Below are 15,834 nucleotides of genomic sequence, written 5' to 3' on the forward strand. Positions count from 1 at the left end.
GGGTTTGAATATCGCAACGACCATGAAGCCGTCTGCAGGTCAAATTGTAAGAGACGTTCTGATGACCCCGCAGCCGGCGGCCAAGGTGATGGCTGCGCGTCATGCAACTCGGGAATGGCGAAATGGTCGGCTTGAGGCTGATTTTAAAGCATCAATGCCAACGGTTCCTGCGCGACCAGAGCGCCCGGAGTTACTACGACCAGGACAGATGCCGCGGCGGGGAAAAGGCACGTCCGTGACCAAACGCATCGCGCTGATCCATGCTTTGGCGCACATTGAATTTGTCGCAATTGATCTAGCATATGATATGATCGGGCGGTTTGGGGCAGAATTTCCCCGAGAATTTGCCGATGACTGGTTTCGCGTTGGTGCCGAGGAAGCCATGCATTTTGTCCTTTTGGACCGGCGATTGCGCGAAATGGGTAGCTTTTATGGTGATCTATCTGCTCATGACGGCCTTTGGGATACAGCAAAAGAAACGGCTTATGATGCCTCTGCAAGGCTGGCGATTGTCCCGATGGTACTCGAAGCGCGGGGCTTAGATATCACTCTCGACACCGTCGAACGCTTCAAAGCGCAGGGTGATCCACTGACCGCCAAAGTGTTAAATCGCATCTATCATGATGAGATAAATCACGTGTTTTTTGGCACCAAATGGTTTGAATATTGCTGCGGAAAGGAAAAAAAGGACCCCCATCGCCATTGGAAAAATCTTGTAAAAACGCACTTTAGAGGCGGCTTAAAGCCTCCATTTAACGACTCAGCCCGCCATGCAGCCGGTTTAACTCAGGAATATTATCTTGGTATTGAATAATTAACCAAAATAAACCTACTTCTATATCTACAGAACGGGGGCAGAATTTCTGTCAAAATTTTTTGAGCCAATTTGTTCTTTGGTTCGCAGTAGCAGGACTCGATCAGTTTATGACCGATAGCGTAGTAGGTTTGTTTCAAGGGGTTGTGAAAAAAGTCACAACCGTTGCGATTTTAGGATCAGCAATATCTTTTTCCAGCACAGCAATGGCATCGGATGCGGATAGCAGCCTTCCTGTCGATGTTTTGAAAAGCAAATCATCTGGAACCGAGAATATTCTTGGTGAAGCTGACCCAGCTTTTCGGCTTCTCTTCAACAATTGGTCCGGACAGGGAAAGAAAACACCTGTCAAGCTGACCATACCCTCGCGCAAACCTGTTGAAAATTACAGACTGACCAGTTCCTACGGTTTCCGTTCCGATCCCTTTAAAGGCCGGCGCGCCCGTCATAAAGGTATCGATATGGCTGGTCCCGTCGGTACGCCCATTTATGCGACCGCAGACGGCATTGTCGGCCGGTCCCAGTGGGTTCGTGGTTACGGCAACTATATCGAAATCAACCATGGCAATGAGATTCAGACCCGCTATGGGCATATGTCTCGCCTGAATGTAAAAGCCAATACACGCGTTAAGAGCGGTGATCTGATTGGCTTCATGGGATCAACCGGCCGCTCAACTGGCAGTCACCTTCACTATGAAGTGCGTATTGCTGGCGAAGCAGTTAATCCTGTGCCATTCATGCAATCCAATGATTTTCTGCTAGCCCAAAAAGTGACCCCTGGCGTTGCATTGGGCGGCCCCGCTGAATAACGCGGATTAGAAAACGCAACACCTTTGGGAGAGGGTGCTAAATAGGGTTGGTAACGCTGAAACGCTTGCCAACCTTTTTTTATGCGCCATTCGATTTCCGGTGATTTTTCTCTCGGCTTCTTTTGACACTCTGCTGCACAGTCCCTATCTTAAGAGCATGACCCAGACAGCTCAAACAACCGATCAAGATTCAGGTGAAGATATTATTCTGACGGCCAACGCTGCGAAGCGCGTGGCTGCTATCGCTGAAAAGCAGAAAAAGCCTGCTATACTGCGCTTGGCGGTGGAAGGCGGCGGATGTTCTGGTTTCCAATATCGCTTTGGTTTGGCCGAAGATGTTGAATCCGATGATATTGCCGTGGAGGAATCCGGGGTTACTTTGGTTGTAGACGAAATTAGTCTGGACCTTGTCCGGGGCAGTGCCGTTGATTTCGTCGAATCCCTTGGCGGCAGCGCGTTTCAAGTGACCAATCCCAACGCCGCCTCTGGCTGCGGTTGCGGTTCCAGTTTTTCTGTCTGATTGCAGCGTCGGTGAAAATAGCCAGCTTTAACATTAACGGCATAAAAGCACGCCTTCCGCGTCTGCTGGAATGGCTTGATGAGACCAAGCCAGATGTTGCCTGTCTTCAGGAAATCAAAACCCAGGACGAAGGGTTCCCCGCTTCCGAATTTGAAAAAATTGGTTACGGTGCGATCTGGCACGGGCAAAAGAGCTTTAATGGTGTTGCAATCCTGACCCGGGATCAACAGCCTGAGGAGACTAAGCGCGGCCTGGATGGTGAGCCAGAGGATGAACATAGTCGTTATCTAGAGGCTAATGTCAAAACTGCGGATGGCACGACGGTGCGGGTGGCAAGTATTTATCTGCCCAACGGTAATCCTCAGCCAGGACCTAAATTTGATTTCAAACTGCGCTGGATGAAGCGTTTGCGCAACCGGGCGGCAGAAATCTGGCAAGAAGAAATTCCGGCCGTTCTCGCCGGCGATTATAATGTAATTCCGCGCGACAATGATGTTTTCTCGGTCAAGGCAATGCAAAATGATGCGTTGATGCAACCCGAAAGCCGGCAAGCCTATCAGCGGATATTGCATGACGGTTGGACCGATGCACTCGGTGTTACCTATCCAGCCGGTAAAATCTGGACCTATTGGGACTATCGCAGTGGTGGTTGGCAGCGTGATCAAGGGTTCCGTATCGATCATCTTTTGCTCAGTCCACTGGCTGCCGATCAGTTGCGCAGTTGCGGTGTGGATAAAGAGCATCGCGGACGGGAAAAGGCCAGCGATCATGCGCCAACGTGGGTTGAGCTTAACCTCTGATGCGCGCTATTTTGATAAGCCTAGCCGTGTCCGCTGGGCTCTATCTGCTATTTGTTGCGCTGGCTTATAGCTTTCAACGTAGCTTGCTGTATTTTCCTGATCAGAATGTTCTATCAGAGAGCGAACTGAGCCAAAGCGGCTTTGATGCCGTGAAAATATCTGTCGAAGAGGCCGACGCCCTAATGTCTTTATGGCGGCCGCCAAGCGATCAAACTAAGCCGGTCATCATTCATTTCCATGGAAATGCAGGGTCTCTGGCTTCACGCCTATTGATTTATCAAGCCATGGCCCTGGACGGGGCCGGTGTGCTTGCTGTTGGATATCCGGGCTACGGTGGCAATCCTGGAAAACCGAGTGAGGTTGCTTTCTATACGGCAGCACAGGCCAATTTTGATTGGCTGATTGCCGAAGGCTATAATCCCGACCGCATCGTGATCGCTGCACAATCGCTCGGCACGGGTGTCGCAACATGGCTGGCGTCAAAGAACGAGGCATCTGGGTTGATTTTGGAAGCAGCCTATACGGGTATGGATGATATGGCGCAGCGCCAGTTCCCTATTTTACCGGCTAGAATGCTCATCAAGGACCGTTATCGTTCGCTCGACCGAATTGATCAAATCAACATGCCATTAAGTTGGATCCACGGAACGAATGATGAGTTGATACCCTTTGCTATGGGGCAAAGGCTGTTTGATACGGCTGAGGAACCGAAAATGGCACATCCGGTGAAAAATGGCGGCCATAATGACCTCTGGATGCGCGGTATCGACGCTTTGGTGCGGCGCGACGCGCAACGCTTTATGTCTTCTGGTAAGTGAATTGGTCTAAGGTACTGAACTTTCCTGCCATTTACGCAGCATATTATAGGCAACAGCACTGGCTGGACCGTCGCCGGTTAGGGCAACCGACACATATTGGCGCGATACCGGGTCGATCATCACAAAAGCTTTGATTCCGGGCATACCGCCGGCGTGACCGATCCGAATGGTTGGTTTACCGTCGGGTCCCGGTACCTCCATGGCCATGATACCAAGGCCATAATAGGTTTTTTTGTCGAACATCGGATAAAGCCTTGTCAGCATTTGATCTCGTGTCGCTGGCTTGACCAATTCACCGTTTAGAAAAGCCCGCCAGAAACGAACCATATCAGAGGAGGTCGCCGCTATCGGGCCGGCGGGCCCCGGTGTCCGGATATCGGGTTTCTGATCGCTGCTTGGCTGAGGTTTTGCTACATTCGAGACATCATCCTGAATGGATAGCGTATGGCTGTCATTGAGCCCGATTTTAGTGAAAATCTGGTCTTTGATGATTTGCTGCAAAGGTTGCCCGTAAATCTGTTCCGCAACTTCACCCAGAAACAGATATCCGGTATTAGAATAACGCCAATATTGTCCTGGGCAGAAGAGGGGGCCGTGTTTGTTGAGGATATTGATATTATCTTGTAGACTCATTGGATGCTGCTGGTTTTTAACCGCCTCTGGGTCTTCGTTGGTGCTGTAAAGGCCCGACGTGTGATCCAATAACATTCGGATTGTGATCAAATCACCGTTTGGCACATTTTCGATCCAGTTTGATAATTTGTCCTCAAGCGACAACCGCTCATTTTCGACCAACTGCATGATTATTATAGCCGTGAAGCTCTTGCCAACACTGGCCCAATAGTGGAGCTTTTCGGAATCCTCCAAACCTTGCGTTTCTGTCCAGATCGGACCGTCCTGATCGGCAAGGGCAGCGGTTAAGCTGGTGGCTTTGGATTTTGTATGCATGTCTGCAAATAAGGTCGATAAAGCTTTCGCATCGGCTATTGGTCGCATTCCCGTGGATGTAGTGACGTCTGATATCGCAACCGAGATCGGTGCCGGTCCCACATATGACATATCTACCGGGCATTTTTTTGATACTGCCTCCGCCCCGTATATCGGCATTGCCAACAGCGCAAATCCAAGAAATAGGCGAAACAAGCTATTGCCACCAATCATGTCAGTCTCTCGCCAATCAACTCCGGGAATAGTTGATGCGATACTTAGTGCTATTTTCGTGAAAGGGATATGAACAGTTTTGTTCAGATAGTCTTTTCGTAAAGGGTATATATCCGATTGACCTTGGATTCGATCGCATTGGCAATTGCTACCATTCCTTGGTTATCATCCAATACCCAACCCAGTTCGCCGCGGGTGGCGCCATATTTTGAAACGGCTTCGCGGCGGATATACTCAATCATCATAAAAGCCATTTGGCTAGCCGCGCGGCTATTCTGTAGTTCCTTAACGACACCCATAAGCGGGACGCGCATGGTCGGAGATTTTGGAAATTTCAACCACCAGAGCAGCTTGGCCCAGTTAAACGGAAGCAAACTACCGTTCATATCCTTGGTCCGGTCATTAAGGTCGGGCAACGTCATCAAAAAGGCAACTGGCTTGCCGTCATATTCGGCAATCATGATCAAGTCTTCGTAGACAATCGGTTTCAATTTTACCCCAACATGATCAATTTCATGGTCGGTTAGCGGAACAAAGCCCCAATTGTCTGACCATGCGTCGTTGAGGATGTTCATAATGATTTTCGCATCACGATCAAAGTGCGCTTTTTCGACCTTGCGCAGCTTGAGCTTGCTGTTGCGCTCGCCCGATTTGATGATCCGATCAATCAAAGGCGGAAAGCCGTCCGTAATAGGTAAGTCATAAGTTATAAGTTCTTTGACGCTCTTATAGCCTTCACCCTCAATCCAGCCTTGATAGGCGGCATTGTGATGCCCCATCATCACGGTGGGACTATGATCATAACCGAATGTTAGCAGTCCCGGTTCATCCCAGACAGACAGGCTCATAGGCGCTATGACACGGTCAATATCTTTGCTTTTGAGCCATTTTTCTGCGGCGTCGATCAAGGAGCTGGCCGTGGCTTCGCTATCTGCTTCCAGCAGGCCCCAATTGCCGGTCCCGGGACCAAGTCCTTGTTCAACCGGCTGTTCCAGCGCCAGATGATCGATATGGGCACTGATCCGGCCAACAGCTTCGCCGTCTCGTTCTGCAAGGTATAGTTGAACCGTCGCATGTTCAAAGAAGGGGTTTTTCTTTGGGCTCAGTAGCGCATATGTTTCTGACTTTAGCGGCGGTACCCAATGAGGGTCATCAGCATTCAGGCGATAGGCCAATTCGACAAAAGCCTTGAGTTGAGCTTTGGTGGTGACAGGTTGTATGACTATATGCGACGACACTGTTGTTATTTGCACCTTTTGATCGATGATTTGCACTTAGCTTTGCCATGCTGTGGCGTTATTCAGGTCATTATGTCAAGCGCTTGGACCGGGCTCGATGGTGTCATAGGTCAGCGTGAGAAACCATAGCAATGCCATCATCTCGCCATGATGTCCTGCTGTAGGCACCAAAATAGTAAGACAGGTATTTATGAAACATTCTCTCCCCCAGGCCAAAGATGCCACGATGTCGCCGGCTGCTGTTGCTGCCGATGCTGCAAAACTACCGGCCTTTGATGATAATGAACTGATCCGCACGGCGGCAAAGGTCACGCGGGATTTGAACGCTGTACGTCCCGTTATTTATTGGTCGGACTTGCTAGTCTCCGCTGTGATTGGATATGGTGCAATGGTCGCTGCGATCATGGTTGAAAGTACAGGATTGGCGGTTTTGGCGGGCTTTATTTCAGTGCTAGCGCTTTATCGTGCTGGTAGCTTCATCCATGAGCTGACCCATATCCGGCGCGGTTCGATGCGGGGTTTCCATTTCGTGTGGAATGCGTTGATCGGTGTTCCGCTATTGCTGCCATCCTTCATGTATGAAGGCGTTCACAATCTTCATCACGCCCGGACGCGTTATGGAACTGTCGAAGATCCCGAATATTTGCCTTTGGCGCTTATGAAGCCTTACACCGTGCCACTTTTCGTGCTCGTGTCGGCATTGGCACCTATTGGTTTGTTCATCCGCTACGCTCTGCTGGCACCGCTATCAGCAGTCATTCCGCCGCTTCGGAAGTTGGTGGTTGAGCGTTATTCCGGCTTGGTCATCAACCCTGAATTTCGGCGCCGTTCGCCCGAAGGCGATTTCAAAAATCAATGGTATGCGCAGGAAATTGCTGCCAGCATTTGGGCCATAGCTTTGCTAACAGCAGTGGCGACAGGGTTTCTTCCAGTGAAAGCCTTTCTGATCGCGATTGCGATTGCGGCCGGGTCCGTCATACTCAACCAAGTTCGGACGTTAGTAGCCCATTTGTGGGAAAATGACGGCGACGTCATGACCGTGACCGAACAATATCTGGACAGCGTTAACGTCCCACCACCAGGCCTTCTGCCGGCCTTATGGGCTCCTGTTGGTTTGCGTTATCACGCATTGCACCATCTGTTACCCGGTGTGCCTTATCACGCCTTGGGTGAAGCGCATCGCCGGATAGCTGAAGCCTTGCCAAAAGGGTCAACATACTATCGTGCCAATCATAACAGCTTGTTCGGTTTGGTTGCTGGTCTGGTGCGAGGTAGCTCAGGCCATGCGGCCTCCACTCAGTCAGGAACGGCGAACTGAGCCTATTCTTCTGTTCGGATCAACACTGTTTCGCCGATCAGGAAGAATAGCATAAACGGTGCCCATGCAGCCAGGATCGGCGGATAGGCACCGATAGTGCCCATGGCGAGCGAGAAATTATCCGCTACAAAATAAGCGAAGCCCAGTGCCATACCGATTACAGCGCGGACGAAAAGTTGGCCGGATCGCGCAAGACCAAAAGCAGCCACAGCTCCAAGCAACGGCATAAGTACGGATGATAATGGTCCTGAAATTTTGTGCCAAAGGCTGGACTCGAGCCCCATTGTAGGCCGCCCAGCTTCCTTCAATTCGGCTATTGCTGACCTTAGCTGCAGGAAGGAGAGACCTTCCGCGTTGACGTTCGCCAGCGTGAATTGGTCGGGGCGCAGAGATTTACCCAAGGTGATACTGTCTTTTTGTTCCTCGGTGCCGGTCAGTACGTTAAATTGCGTAACACCCGTCATCGTCCAGTCAGAGCCGCTATAACGCGCTTCTTTACCCTGCATCAGGCTACGCAGACCGTTATTGGCGCGATCATAGATGACGATGTCCTGCAGCAATACATCATCTCCGCGTCCGATCACTGTTTTCGCATTGACGAGATTATTGCCGTCCCGGACCCATACGTTTGTACGGACGTTGCTGGCTTCTGGGATGGGGCCATATTCAACCTTTTCCCATGCGGAAAGCCGCGCTGTAGCGGGAGCCACAACAATCTCGTTAAACAGAAAAGAGATGACCGCTACCAACATGCTGGCAATGATCAATGGCGCCAGAATCTGGTGTGCTGACAGGCCTCCCGCCTTCATGGAAACCACTTCACTGTTTTGGTTTAGAGTCGCCGCCGTAATGATCGTTCCCAGTAAAACCGCGAACGGAAGAAAGCGTGCCACCAATTGCGGTGCGCGAAGGCTCACATAGGTCCAAAGCTCCCCTTGGCCATTGCCATCCTGCGCCATGATACGTCCACTTTCTCCCAGAAGATCGAGAGCCTGCAACACCAATACCAGCATAGCCAGTACAGCGAAGGTGCGTATCATCAGCATCTTGGCCATGTAGAAAGCCAAAGTCCGAGACGGAAAGAAATTCATCGCCCAGCATCCCCGTTTATGAAATCCGCGCTTATATTGCTATTCCCGAACATCGGCACGCTTTCGATTGAAATTAAGGATTCCTTTGAAAACACCACCAAATTTTGAAAAGGCTTTTTCAAGTGCGCCAATAGGCTGTCCGCCGGGGACATGAGCGACCATATGGTACATCCATATGATCAAGCCGCCGAAGAGAAAGAATGGCACCCATAGGGCAATGATCGGATCTACAATGCCCAGTGCACCAAGATCCTCACCATATTGGTTGATCTTATGATAGGTTACAATCATCACGATGGAGACAAAAACACCGAGCGCAGAATTCGATCTTTTGGGCGGAATCGCTAAAGCCAATGCTAACAGAGGCATAAGCAACATCATGACCACTTCGACCATTCTGTAGTGAAAATTCGCCCGGCTTTCATTGCGTTCCGCCACGGGGCGATCGGTGTCTAATCCAACTTTGACCAATTCTGGAATCGTGTATTCCAAATCCTCTCCACCCCTTGATCGAAAAGACTCGATATCGGGAAGGTCGATGGGCAGATCATGGCTGCTAAAACTCAATATGCGGGGTTTATCGTAATTGGGAGCATCATGGATCAACACGCCTTGCGATAGGCGTAATATGATGGTGTCGGGATCGTCAGTAGCCAAAAACTGACCACGCTCAGCGGTTACAGAGACGACTTGTCCTGATTTATTCTCTGCACGAACAAACATTCCGCCCAATCTTGTCCCATTATCGCGGCTTTCTTCGATCCGCATGGTCATTCTTGATCCTAAATTGGTAAATTCACCAACTTTTATTGATGCTCCCAGTGCGCCAGATCGCAGTTCAAATCGTAGTTCTTCGTAATAATAGCGCGATAAAGGCTGAATAAAGCCGACCAGGGCCAAATTGACCAGCATCAGGGCCACCGCGAACATATAGGGGACCTTCAACAATCTGGCATAGCCTTGGCCAACAGCCCGGAAAACATCCAATTCTGAGCTTAATGACAGCTTACGAAACGCCAGTAAAATACCCAGCAAAAGGCCAATGGGAATGCCGAGAGAGAGATATTCCGGGATCAGATTGGCGAGCATTCGCCATACGACGCTAACCGGGCCGCCTTCAGCAGCGACAAAGTCGAAAAGTCTAAGCATCTTCTCAAGAACGAGCAACATCGCCGCGATAACCAGTGTGCTGAACAGCGGAACGGCGATCAAACGGGCGATATAACGGTCAGTGGAACTCAATAATTTCAACTTATCGTCGCCCTCTCACCATGTTTCTGCCGCAAATCATTTTCATAACCATATTTATATCGGGGCTGATTCTCTATCCGCTGCAGTTTGAATGCGGGTATAACGACTAGGAGTATTTTCGTCATGTTGAAAATTGCAGCGTCTATTGCGCTTTCAACCACCCTTTTGGCTGTGCCTGTGTCTGCGGCAACCGCGGGACAAAAAATTTCCAATGATCTTAGTAAATGCCGGTCTGGCAATGGTCCCGCTGTTTTGGTGAAATTAAGCGGCGTCAAGGCGTCGTCCGGCAAAATTCGCGTGCAAAGCTATCGCGGAACAAAGGCGGAATGGCTGAAAAAAGGCGCTTGGATCAACCGCATTGAAACACCCGCCAGCGCTGGAAGCATGACCTTTTGCGTGCCTGTTCCCAAAAGTGGAACTTACGGTATCGCTGTGCGCCATGATGTAAACGGAAATGGCAAGACCGACATCAGCTCGGACGGTGGCGGTATGTCGAACAATCCGAGCATCAACATCTTTAATCTGGGTAAACCCAGCTACAAGAAGACTAAGCTTTCAGTCGGCAATGAAGTGAAATCGATCAGCATAAAAATGAAATATCTGTGATGGGCAGATATTGCAGGGGAATGGGCAGTTAAATAATGGCCAATGTAGCGCTACTTTCTAATCCAAATTCCACGGGGAACCGTGCGATCTTACCGGAAGTGCGCTCTTATTGCGTCAAGAACAGCGATGTTTTCCACTATGAAGTGGACGCTGTCGATGAGATTACGAAGGCATTGCAAACCATTGCGAAAGTGAAGCCTAAAGTTCTTGTTATTAATGGCGGCGATGGAACCGTGCAGGCGGCTCTTACCGAATTGCATCAGGGTGGGCATTTTGGTGATAGCCCTCCACCAGTTGCGGTACTGCCCAACGGCAAGACCAATCTGATCGCGCTTGATCTGGGTGCTGAAGGTAATCCTCTAAAAGCGCTCGAGCGTATTGTTGAAATGGCCAAACATGATTTGCATGAGCATTTGGTGGACCGTGAGCTGATTGCCTTGTCCGACGGTGGCAAGGACAGCAAGGTCGTGCTCGGCATGTTCCTTGGCGGTGCTGGCCTGTCAGAATTTATCCTTTATTGCCGCCACAAAATCTATCCGCTGGGTTTGCCCAATGCGGCGTCTCATGTGTTGACTGTCTTTGCGGCACTGGCTTCGGTATTATTTGGCATCAGGGCGAAATTTTTACCCAATAGGCCGTCTCCGATTAGCATTTCGCTGATCAAGAAGGGCCAATATCAGGGTAATTTCGCTATCCTGATCGTGACTACGCTGGAAAAATTATTGCTGATGCGGCGTTTTGCGCGTTCGCGGAGCAAACGGGGGCGATTGCAGCTTATGGCGATTGACCAGAAACCAGCGGCGCTGGTTCGTTTCATCCTGTCGGTATTATTTGGACGGCTCGGTAAAACCGCACAAAAGGGCATACATCTTGAACAAGGTGATATGATCCGGATTGAAGGCAAGAATAGCAATGTTGTGATGGACGGCGAATTGTTCCGCGCACAGGAAGGCCAGCCGATTGTTTTGAAATCAACTGAACCGGTATCTTTCCTTCGCCTCGCTGCTTAGGCTATCATCCGCCGGGTGAATCATCTGAAACCCCTTGTAGCAGAGGAACTGGCAGAGCCGGTTGATCCTCGCGTATCCGCATTCGCAGAGGCGGTCGCTGCGCAATATGGCGATGCGTCCCGTGCGGTTCTCTTCTATGGTTCTTGTCTGAGAACAACCGAGCTCGATGGACAGATGCTGGATTTCTATTTGATCGTTTCCAGCTATGAAGCGGCTTACGGAAAAAGCTGGCTAGTGCGCGCGAACAAGCTGCTGCCACCGAATGTGTTTCCGGCTGAGCATGATGGGCTGGTGGCCAAAGTTGCAGTGCTGAACGAAGAGGATTTTCACAAGTTAAATGGGCTTGATGCTAGCGCCGTTAGTGTATGGGCACGCTTTGCGCAGCCATCACGTCTGGTCTGGTGTGCCGACGATGCAGCGCGTGAAAAAGTGGTGGCGGCGATTGCCTCCGCGCCCGTGACCCTGTTTGAGTTTACCTTGCCGGTCCTGGGAATTCAGCCGCAGACGCCTATATTGATTTGGCATCGGGGTTTCGAACTGACTTATGCTGCAGAGTTACGAGCTGAACGGGCCAATCGCCCCGGCTCCGTCGTTGATGCTGATCCCGAGCGCTACCAACGATTTGGTCTTGCCACGATGGTAACCCTGCAAGATCAGGATCCGTCAGAATCTGGCGAACTGTCGACCGCAGAAGCAGAGAAACGCTGGAAGGCCTTGCGGCGCAATGGCAAGCTGCTCACTCTAGCGCGGCTTGCAAAAGCGTCTGGAACCTATGCTGGCGGGATTGATTATCTCGCTTGGAAGATAAACCGTCATGCTGGCACCAACTATGAGATTAAACCATGGCAGCGCAAATGGCCGATACTGGGTGCGCTCACGATGTTGCCGCGATTAATTGCCGGTGGCGCGATAAAATAGGATATTATAGATTTCTGAATTCTTGGGAGGAGTTAGAATGGCAGATAATTTATCCGATAAACCTATTCATCTGGGCTTGGGCGCTACGGCGTTTTCCGAGCCCCATTTTAGCGGCGATCCGTCCTGGTATCAGTCCTATGCTGAGCGGCATGCTGATGATGGTGCGGAAGGGCGATTGGTTTCTCTTCATCATTTCACTGAGCCATGGATAGTCTGGGAAATGCACCCTGTGGGCGCGGAGGTCGTGATGTGCCTGAAAGGAAAAATGTCTTTAATACAACAGTTAACCGACGGTTCGGAGAAACAAATTACGCTCGGTGAAGGGGAATATGCGATCAATCCACCGGGCGTCTGGCATACTGCCGACGTTACCGGTGAGGCGACCGCACTGTTCATTACGGCGGGGCAGGGTACCGAGAACCGAGATCGATGAGAGACGGGATTATCGGTCTTTATAATCCGGTTTTCGTTTACTGAAAAACGCCTTTGCCGCTTCCCGACTATCTTCGGTCAGGCTCAACATGGCCTGTTGTCGGTCTTCGATCGCCATCGCGGCCTCAAAGCTCTGGGCATCGATATTGCGGTTTAGCGCGTCTTTGGTCAGGCGCAGACCCATGGGCGCGGTATCGAGCATCTCTTCGGCTAGCGACAAGCCAGTGGTGAGCAATTTGTCTTCGTCAACCACTTCGCTGATCAAGCCCAGCTTCTCGGCGCGTTCGGCATGGATGAAACGGCCGGTCAAGAGCAGTTCCGATGCGAGCGATGATCCTACCAACCGGGGTAGAAAATAGCTCGATCCCATATCACAGCCGCCAAGGCCGATTTTGATATAGGCCGCATTCATTTTGAGACTCTGCGCACCATAGCGGACATCGCTGGCGAGCAACAGCGAGAAGCCGCCTCCACAAGCCGCACCTTGCCCGAGCGCGATAATTGGTTGTGGGCATTGCCGCATAAGCTGCATGACCGTCGCAATGCTCCGCTGGGTCCGCCAGATATGCTGGACTTGTCCGCGGGACCCGTCATTTTTCCAGGCACCGATATCCAGACCAGCACAAAATGCCCGTCCTTCTGCGCGGAACAGGATCACCCGGATGTCATGCCGATCTTGTAGTCCGCGAAAATAATCCTGCAGGGCGAAGATCATGTCTTCGTTCATCGTATTGAGCTTGTCCGGCCGATTGAGCGAGAGAATCTCGATCGCGCCGCGTTGCTCGATAAGCAGGCTGTTATTCATTCCTATCTCCCGCGTGGAGGATTAAATCGCTCCAACCGCTTTGCCGGCCGCTTCAAACATGCCCAAAATCTGATCAACTTGCTCGGTCGTATGCTCGGCACAGAGTGAGCAACGCAACAGGGTCATGTTGGCGGGTGTTGCCGGTGGCCGGGCCAGATTGACGTAAAGGCCTTCTGCGAGCAGCGCCTGCCACATCATTGCGCCGCGTTCCAGATCCGGCATGATCACCGCGATAATCGCGCTTTGCGCTTCAGGCGTGCCGAGCTCAAAGCCAAGTTCACGCAGACCTTTATGGAGCTTCTTGCTATTCTCCCACAAATGCGCGCGCTTGTTTCCGCTGTGCATCAGCTTGCGGATCGAGGTGCTGGCGGTTGCCATCACGCTGGGCGGCAGTGAGGCGGTAAACACATAGGGACGGCATACCAGCCGCATGATTTCAAATTTCGGATGGTTGGAGACGCAGAATCCGCCGACTGTTCCGACCGATTTGCTGAACGTACCGATGATGAAATCGACATCATCGATAACGCCTTGTTCTTCACAGACACCGCGGCCATTTTCGCCGATAAAGCCCATGCTGTGGGCTTCGTCGACCAAAGTCATAGCTCCGTTTTCCTTACAAACGCGGATCATTTCTTTGAGTGGTGCGACATCACCGAGCATCGAATAGACGCCTTCGAGTACGACCAGCTTTCCAGCTTCGGCAGGCAAGCGTTTGAGGCGCTTTTCCAACGCTTCGACATCATTGTGACGGAACGCGACAATTTCGGCATTGCCCATGGCGCAGCCGTCATAAATGGACGCGTGGCTGTCAATGTCGAGAATGACATAGTCACCCTTGCCAGCCAGTGCAGAGATGATACCCAGATTGGCCTGATAACCGGTGGAGAAGACCATTGCATGGTCCATCGCGTAAAATTCTTTGAGGGCTTCTTCGCAATCTTTGTGCGGGCTGTAGGTGCCGTTGAGAACGCGGCTTCCGGTTGTGCCAGAACCAAAGTCCTTGAGCGCCTGAAGACCGGCCTGCTGGACGTCATCGTCAAAGGTCATACCCATATAGTTATAGGTGCCGAGCAGGATCGTTTCCTTGCCATTGCATACAGCGACGGTGGGCGATTTTACTTCTTCCATGACCAGCGAAAACGGGTCTTTCACACCTGTGGCGAGCAGCGTTTCGCGTTCCTGAATCAGTGGATCATATTTACTCAGTAGATCGGTCATTTTACTCTCATCTTTCGCCACGGCTGATCTTGTTTCAGCATGACGAGTTCATGTTTGCGTGAACTAGTTGTCCATCAACTTGGCAACTGCGTCGGCGAGTTGGCCAACAGTCTCGATTTCGGCCTGCATATTCATGGTGATGATGATATCAAACTCATCTTCCACCGCAGCGACAAAATCCATTACCGTCAGGCTGTCCCATTCCAGATCACCTGCAAAGGTGGTGGCATCTTTCAGTTCAACGCCCTTGTTGTTGAATGGCCCGATCAAGGCCTCAACTTTGGCCATAATTTCTTCGCGACTTGCCATGTTTTAATTCCCCAGTATTTCGGCCTGCTTGTGTGTAGACAACCTTTGCCAATATGCAGTCCCCATTGGCAAGCGAATAAGGCCGAAACAGGGCACAAGGATGGGGATATGCGCCGTAACTTGCCCAATTGCACCGATTATGTCACTCTTGTATCGCATCGGGTCGCGCCTTTGCGGAGGGTGAAGCATGACCGAGGACCGAAAATGGCCGGATGAAGTCATCCAATTGTTGCGCACGACACAACAACATCATGTTCAACTCAGTTTGATGGCAGATCACAAGGCGAATATGCTGATTGGTGCAACGTTCGTCGTCTTTACGCTGGCGATTGGGCAAAGCCATGCCAGCACCTTCTCCTTGCCGCTGCTCATACTGGCGATATCAGCTTTTTGTGCAGCAGGCTTAGCCGCAATTGCGGTTATGCCAGCAACAAAGATACGGGCGGGTGCCAATCCTAATATGCTGTTCTTTGGAGCGTTCTCCAAAATATCGGAAGACGAGTTTAAAGATCAGCTTTTGTCAGAGAATTTCGTCGATCAGGAAACGGTCTATCGCACAATGTTGCGCGATATCTATCAAATGGGCGTGGTGTTGGAGCGTAAGAAATACCGCTATCTGGGCCTTGCCTACCGCGTCTTTCTGCTCGGTCTATCGCTGACTTTCGTTACATATCTCGCGGAGCAGTTTTCTGGTCCGTTGCTTTAAAGACAGG

Annotated in this window: 18 protein-coding genes; 11 read left to right on the forward strand and 7 right to left on the reverse strand. The window is 51.0% G+C overall.

The genetic code is table 11. From position 1 onward, the window contains the following. The first annotated feature begins 61 nt into the window (after positions 1-61). The 5 genes from ABJM21_RS04675 (at position 62) to ABJM21_RS04695 (ending at position 3,761) form a co-directional block, all read left to right on the forward strand. Entirely contained in the window at positions 62-814 is a 753-nt protein-coding gene (locus ABJM21_RS04675) for a ferritin-like domain-containing protein (RefSeq protein WP_348300142.1), read from the forward strand. A 110-nt stretch (positions 815-924) separates the two neighbouring features. Next, positions 925-1,623, forward strand: coding sequence for a M23 family metallopeptidase (locus ABJM21_RS04680; RefSeq protein ID WP_348300141.1), 699 nt, complete (start codon positions 925-927; stop codon positions 1,621-1,623). Between the two features lie 157 nt (positions 1,624-1,780). Next, complete coding sequence (gene erpA / locus ABJM21_RS04685; RefSeq protein WP_348300140.1) at positions 1,781-2,143, forward strand: iron-sulfur cluster insertion protein ErpA; 363 nt, start codon at positions 1,781-1,783, stop codon at positions 2,141-2,143. 11 nt (positions 2,144-2,154) lie between these two features. Then, the gene (gene xth / locus ABJM21_RS04690) at positions 2,155-2,943 is read left to right on the forward strand and encodes an exodeoxyribonuclease III (RefSeq protein WP_348300139.1); all 789 of its coding nucleotides are present in this window, start codon (positions 2,155-2,157) and stop codon (positions 2,941-2,943) included. Next, positions 2,943-3,761 (forward strand): alpha/beta hydrolase, encoded by an 819-nt coding sequence (locus ABJM21_RS04695; protein WP_348300138.1) that lies wholly within the window; start codon positions 2,943-2,945, stop codon positions 3,759-3,761. Before xth ends, ABJM21_RS04695 begins: the two co-directional genes overlap by 1 nt. A gap of 6 nt (positions 3,762-3,767) precedes the next feature. On the opposite strand, the gene ABJM21_RS04700 is transcribed toward ABJM21_RS04695, so the two are convergent. Then, positions 3,768-4,820, reverse strand: a complete 1,053-nt coding sequence (locus ABJM21_RS04700; protein ID WP_348377231.1) for a serine hydrolase domain-containing protein — start codon at positions 4,818-4,820, stop codon at positions 3,768-3,770. A gap of 185 nt (positions 4,821-5,005) precedes the next feature. Continuing rightward, complete coding sequence (locus ABJM21_RS04705) at positions 5,006-6,160, reverse strand: N-acetyltransferase (RefSeq protein WP_348300136.1); 1,155 nt, start codon at positions 6,158-6,160, stop codon at positions 5,006-5,008. A gap of 190 nt (positions 6,161-6,350) precedes the next feature. Here ABJM21_RS04705 and ABJM21_RS04710 point away from each other — a divergent pair, with 190 nt between their 5' ends. Continuing rightward, positions 6,351-7,478 carry a fatty acid desaturase gene (locus ABJM21_RS04710; protein ID WP_348300135.1) on the forward strand — a complete coding sequence of 376 codons (1,128 nt, stop codon included), beginning with the start codon at positions 6,351-6,353 and terminating at the stop codon, positions 7,476-7,478. Positions 7,479-7,480: 2 nt separating this feature from the next. On the opposite strand, the gene lptG is transcribed toward ABJM21_RS04710, so the two are convergent. Both lptG and lptF read right to left on the reverse strand, forming a co-directional pair. Next, positions 7,481-8,569, reverse strand: coding sequence for an LPS export ABC transporter permease LptG (lptG, locus tag ABJM21_RS04715; protein ID WP_348300134.1), 1,089 nt, complete (start codon positions 8,567-8,569; stop codon positions 7,481-7,483). 39 nt (positions 8,570-8,608) lie between these two features. Beyond that, positions 8,609-9,820, reverse strand: a complete 1,212-nt coding sequence (gene lptF / locus ABJM21_RS04720; RefSeq protein WP_348300133.1) for an LPS export ABC transporter permease LptF — start codon at positions 9,818-9,820, stop codon at positions 8,609-8,611. Positions 9,821-9,943: 123 nt separating this feature from the next. Between lptF and ABJM21_RS04725 the strand changes: the two genes are divergently transcribed. The 4 genes from ABJM21_RS04725 to ABJM21_RS04740 are packed head-to-tail and all read left to right on the forward strand — an operon-like array spanning position 9,944 to position 12,787. Further along, positions 9,944-10,426: a DUF2141 domain-containing protein gene (locus ABJM21_RS04725; RefSeq protein WP_348300132.1), complete on the forward strand. Its 483-nt coding sequence runs from the start codon at positions 9,944-9,946 to the stop codon at positions 10,424-10,426. A gap of 35 nt (positions 10,427-10,461) precedes the next feature. Then, positions 10,462-11,436, forward strand: coding sequence for a diacylglycerol kinase family protein (locus ABJM21_RS04730; RefSeq protein WP_348300131.1), 975 nt, complete (start codon positions 10,462-10,464; stop codon positions 11,434-11,436). 15 nt (positions 11,437-11,451) lie between these two features. Beyond that, entirely contained in the window at positions 11,452-12,354 is a 903-nt protein-coding gene (locus ABJM21_RS04735) for a hypothetical protein (RefSeq protein WP_348300130.1), read from the forward strand. Between the two features lie 37 nt (positions 12,355-12,391). After that, positions 12,392-12,787, forward strand: coding sequence for a cupin domain-containing protein (locus tag ABJM21_RS04740; RefSeq protein ID WP_348300129.1), 396 nt, complete (start codon positions 12,392-12,394; stop codon positions 12,785-12,787). 9 nt (positions 12,788-12,796) lie between these two features. Here the strand turns inward: ABJM21_RS04740 and ABJM21_RS04745 are convergent, their stop codons facing one another. From ABJM21_RS04745 to ABJM21_RS04755, 3 genes are all read right to left on the reverse strand, one after another. Further along, positions 12,797-13,591, reverse strand: coding sequence for an enoyl-CoA hydratase-related protein (locus ABJM21_RS04745; protein ID WP_348300128.1), 795 nt, complete (start codon positions 13,589-13,591; stop codon positions 12,797-12,799). Between the two features lie 21 nt (positions 13,592-13,612). After that, the gene (locus ABJM21_RS04750) at positions 13,613-14,812 is read right to left on the reverse strand and encodes an aminotransferase class I/II-fold pyridoxal phosphate-dependent enzyme (protein WP_348300127.1); all 1,200 of its coding nucleotides are present in this window, start codon (positions 14,810-14,812) and stop codon (positions 13,613-13,615) included. A gap of 63 nt (positions 14,813-14,875) precedes the next feature. Continuing rightward, positions 14,876-15,121 carry an acyl carrier protein gene (locus ABJM21_RS04755; protein ID WP_348300126.1) on the reverse strand — a complete coding sequence of 82 codons (246 nt, stop codon included), beginning with the start codon at positions 15,119-15,121 and terminating at the stop codon, positions 14,876-14,878. Positions 15,122-15,308: 187 nt separating this feature from the next. Between ABJM21_RS04755 and ABJM21_RS04760 the strand changes: the two genes are divergently transcribed. Continuing rightward, a complete protein-coding gene (locus ABJM21_RS04760) occupies positions 15,309-15,827 on the forward strand; it encodes a Pycsar system effector family protein (protein ID WP_348300125.1) in 519 nt (172 codons plus the stop codon). Positions 15,828-15,834: the final 7 nt, after the last annotated feature.

It is taken from the genome of Parasphingorhabdus sp. (assembly GCF_039977335.1).
In the GTDB taxonomy this organism is placed as follows: domain Bacteria; phylum Pseudomonadota; class Alphaproteobacteria; order Sphingomonadales; family Sphingomonadaceae; genus Parasphingorhabdus.

Coding starts and splice junctions, on each gene's coding strand:
- ABJM21_RS04755 (WP_348300126.1), bottom strand. CDS start 15,121: ATGGCAAGTCGCGAAGAAATTATGGCCAAAGTTGAGGCCTTGATCGGG.
- ABJM21_RS04680 (WP_348300141.1), top strand. CDS start 925: ATGACCGATAGCGTAGTAGGTTTGTTTCAAGGGGTTGTGAAAAAAGTC.
- ABJM21_RS04710 (WP_348300135.1), top strand. CDS start 6,351: ATGAAACATTCTCTCCCCCAGGCCAAAGATGCCACGATGTCGCCGGCT.
- lptG (WP_348300134.1), bottom strand. CDS start 8,569: ATGAATTTCTTTCCGTCTCGGACTTTGGCTTTCTACATGGCCAAGATG.
- erpA (WP_348300140.1), top strand. CDS start 1,781: ATGACCCAGACAGCTCAAACAACCGATCAAGATTCAGGTGAAGATATT.
- ABJM21_RS04740 (WP_348300129.1), top strand. CDS start 12,392: ATGGCAGATAATTTATCCGATAAACCTATTCATCTGGGCTTGGGCGCT.
- ABJM21_RS04730 (WP_348300131.1), top strand. CDS start 10,462: ATGGCCAATGTAGCGCTACTTTCTAATCCAAATTCCACGGGGAACCGT.
- ABJM21_RS04700 (WP_348377231.1), bottom strand. CDS start 4,820: ATGTCATATGTGGGACCGGCACCGATCTCGGTTGCGATATCAGACGTC.
- ABJM21_RS04760 (WP_348300125.1), top strand. CDS start 15,309: ATGACCGAGGACCGAAAATGGCCGGATGAAGTCATCCAATTGTTGCGC.
- ABJM21_RS04725 (WP_348300132.1), top strand. CDS start 9,944: ATGTTGAAAATTGCAGCGTCTATTGCGCTTTCAACCACCCTTTTGGCT.
- ABJM21_RS04745 (WP_348300128.1), bottom strand. CDS start 13,591: ATGAATAACAGCCTGCTTATCGAGCAACGCGGCGCGATCGAGATTCTC.
- ABJM21_RS04750 (WP_348300127.1), bottom strand. CDS start 14,812: ATGACCGATCTACTGAGTAAATATGATCCACTGATTCAGGAACGCGAA.
- ABJM21_RS04675 (WP_348300142.1), top strand. CDS start 62: ATGACCCCGCAGCCGGCGGCCAAGGTGATGGCTGCGCGTCATGCAACT.
- ABJM21_RS04695 (WP_348300138.1), top strand. CDS start 2,943: ATGCGCGCTATTTTGATAAGCCTAGCCGTGTCCGCTGGGCTCTATCTG.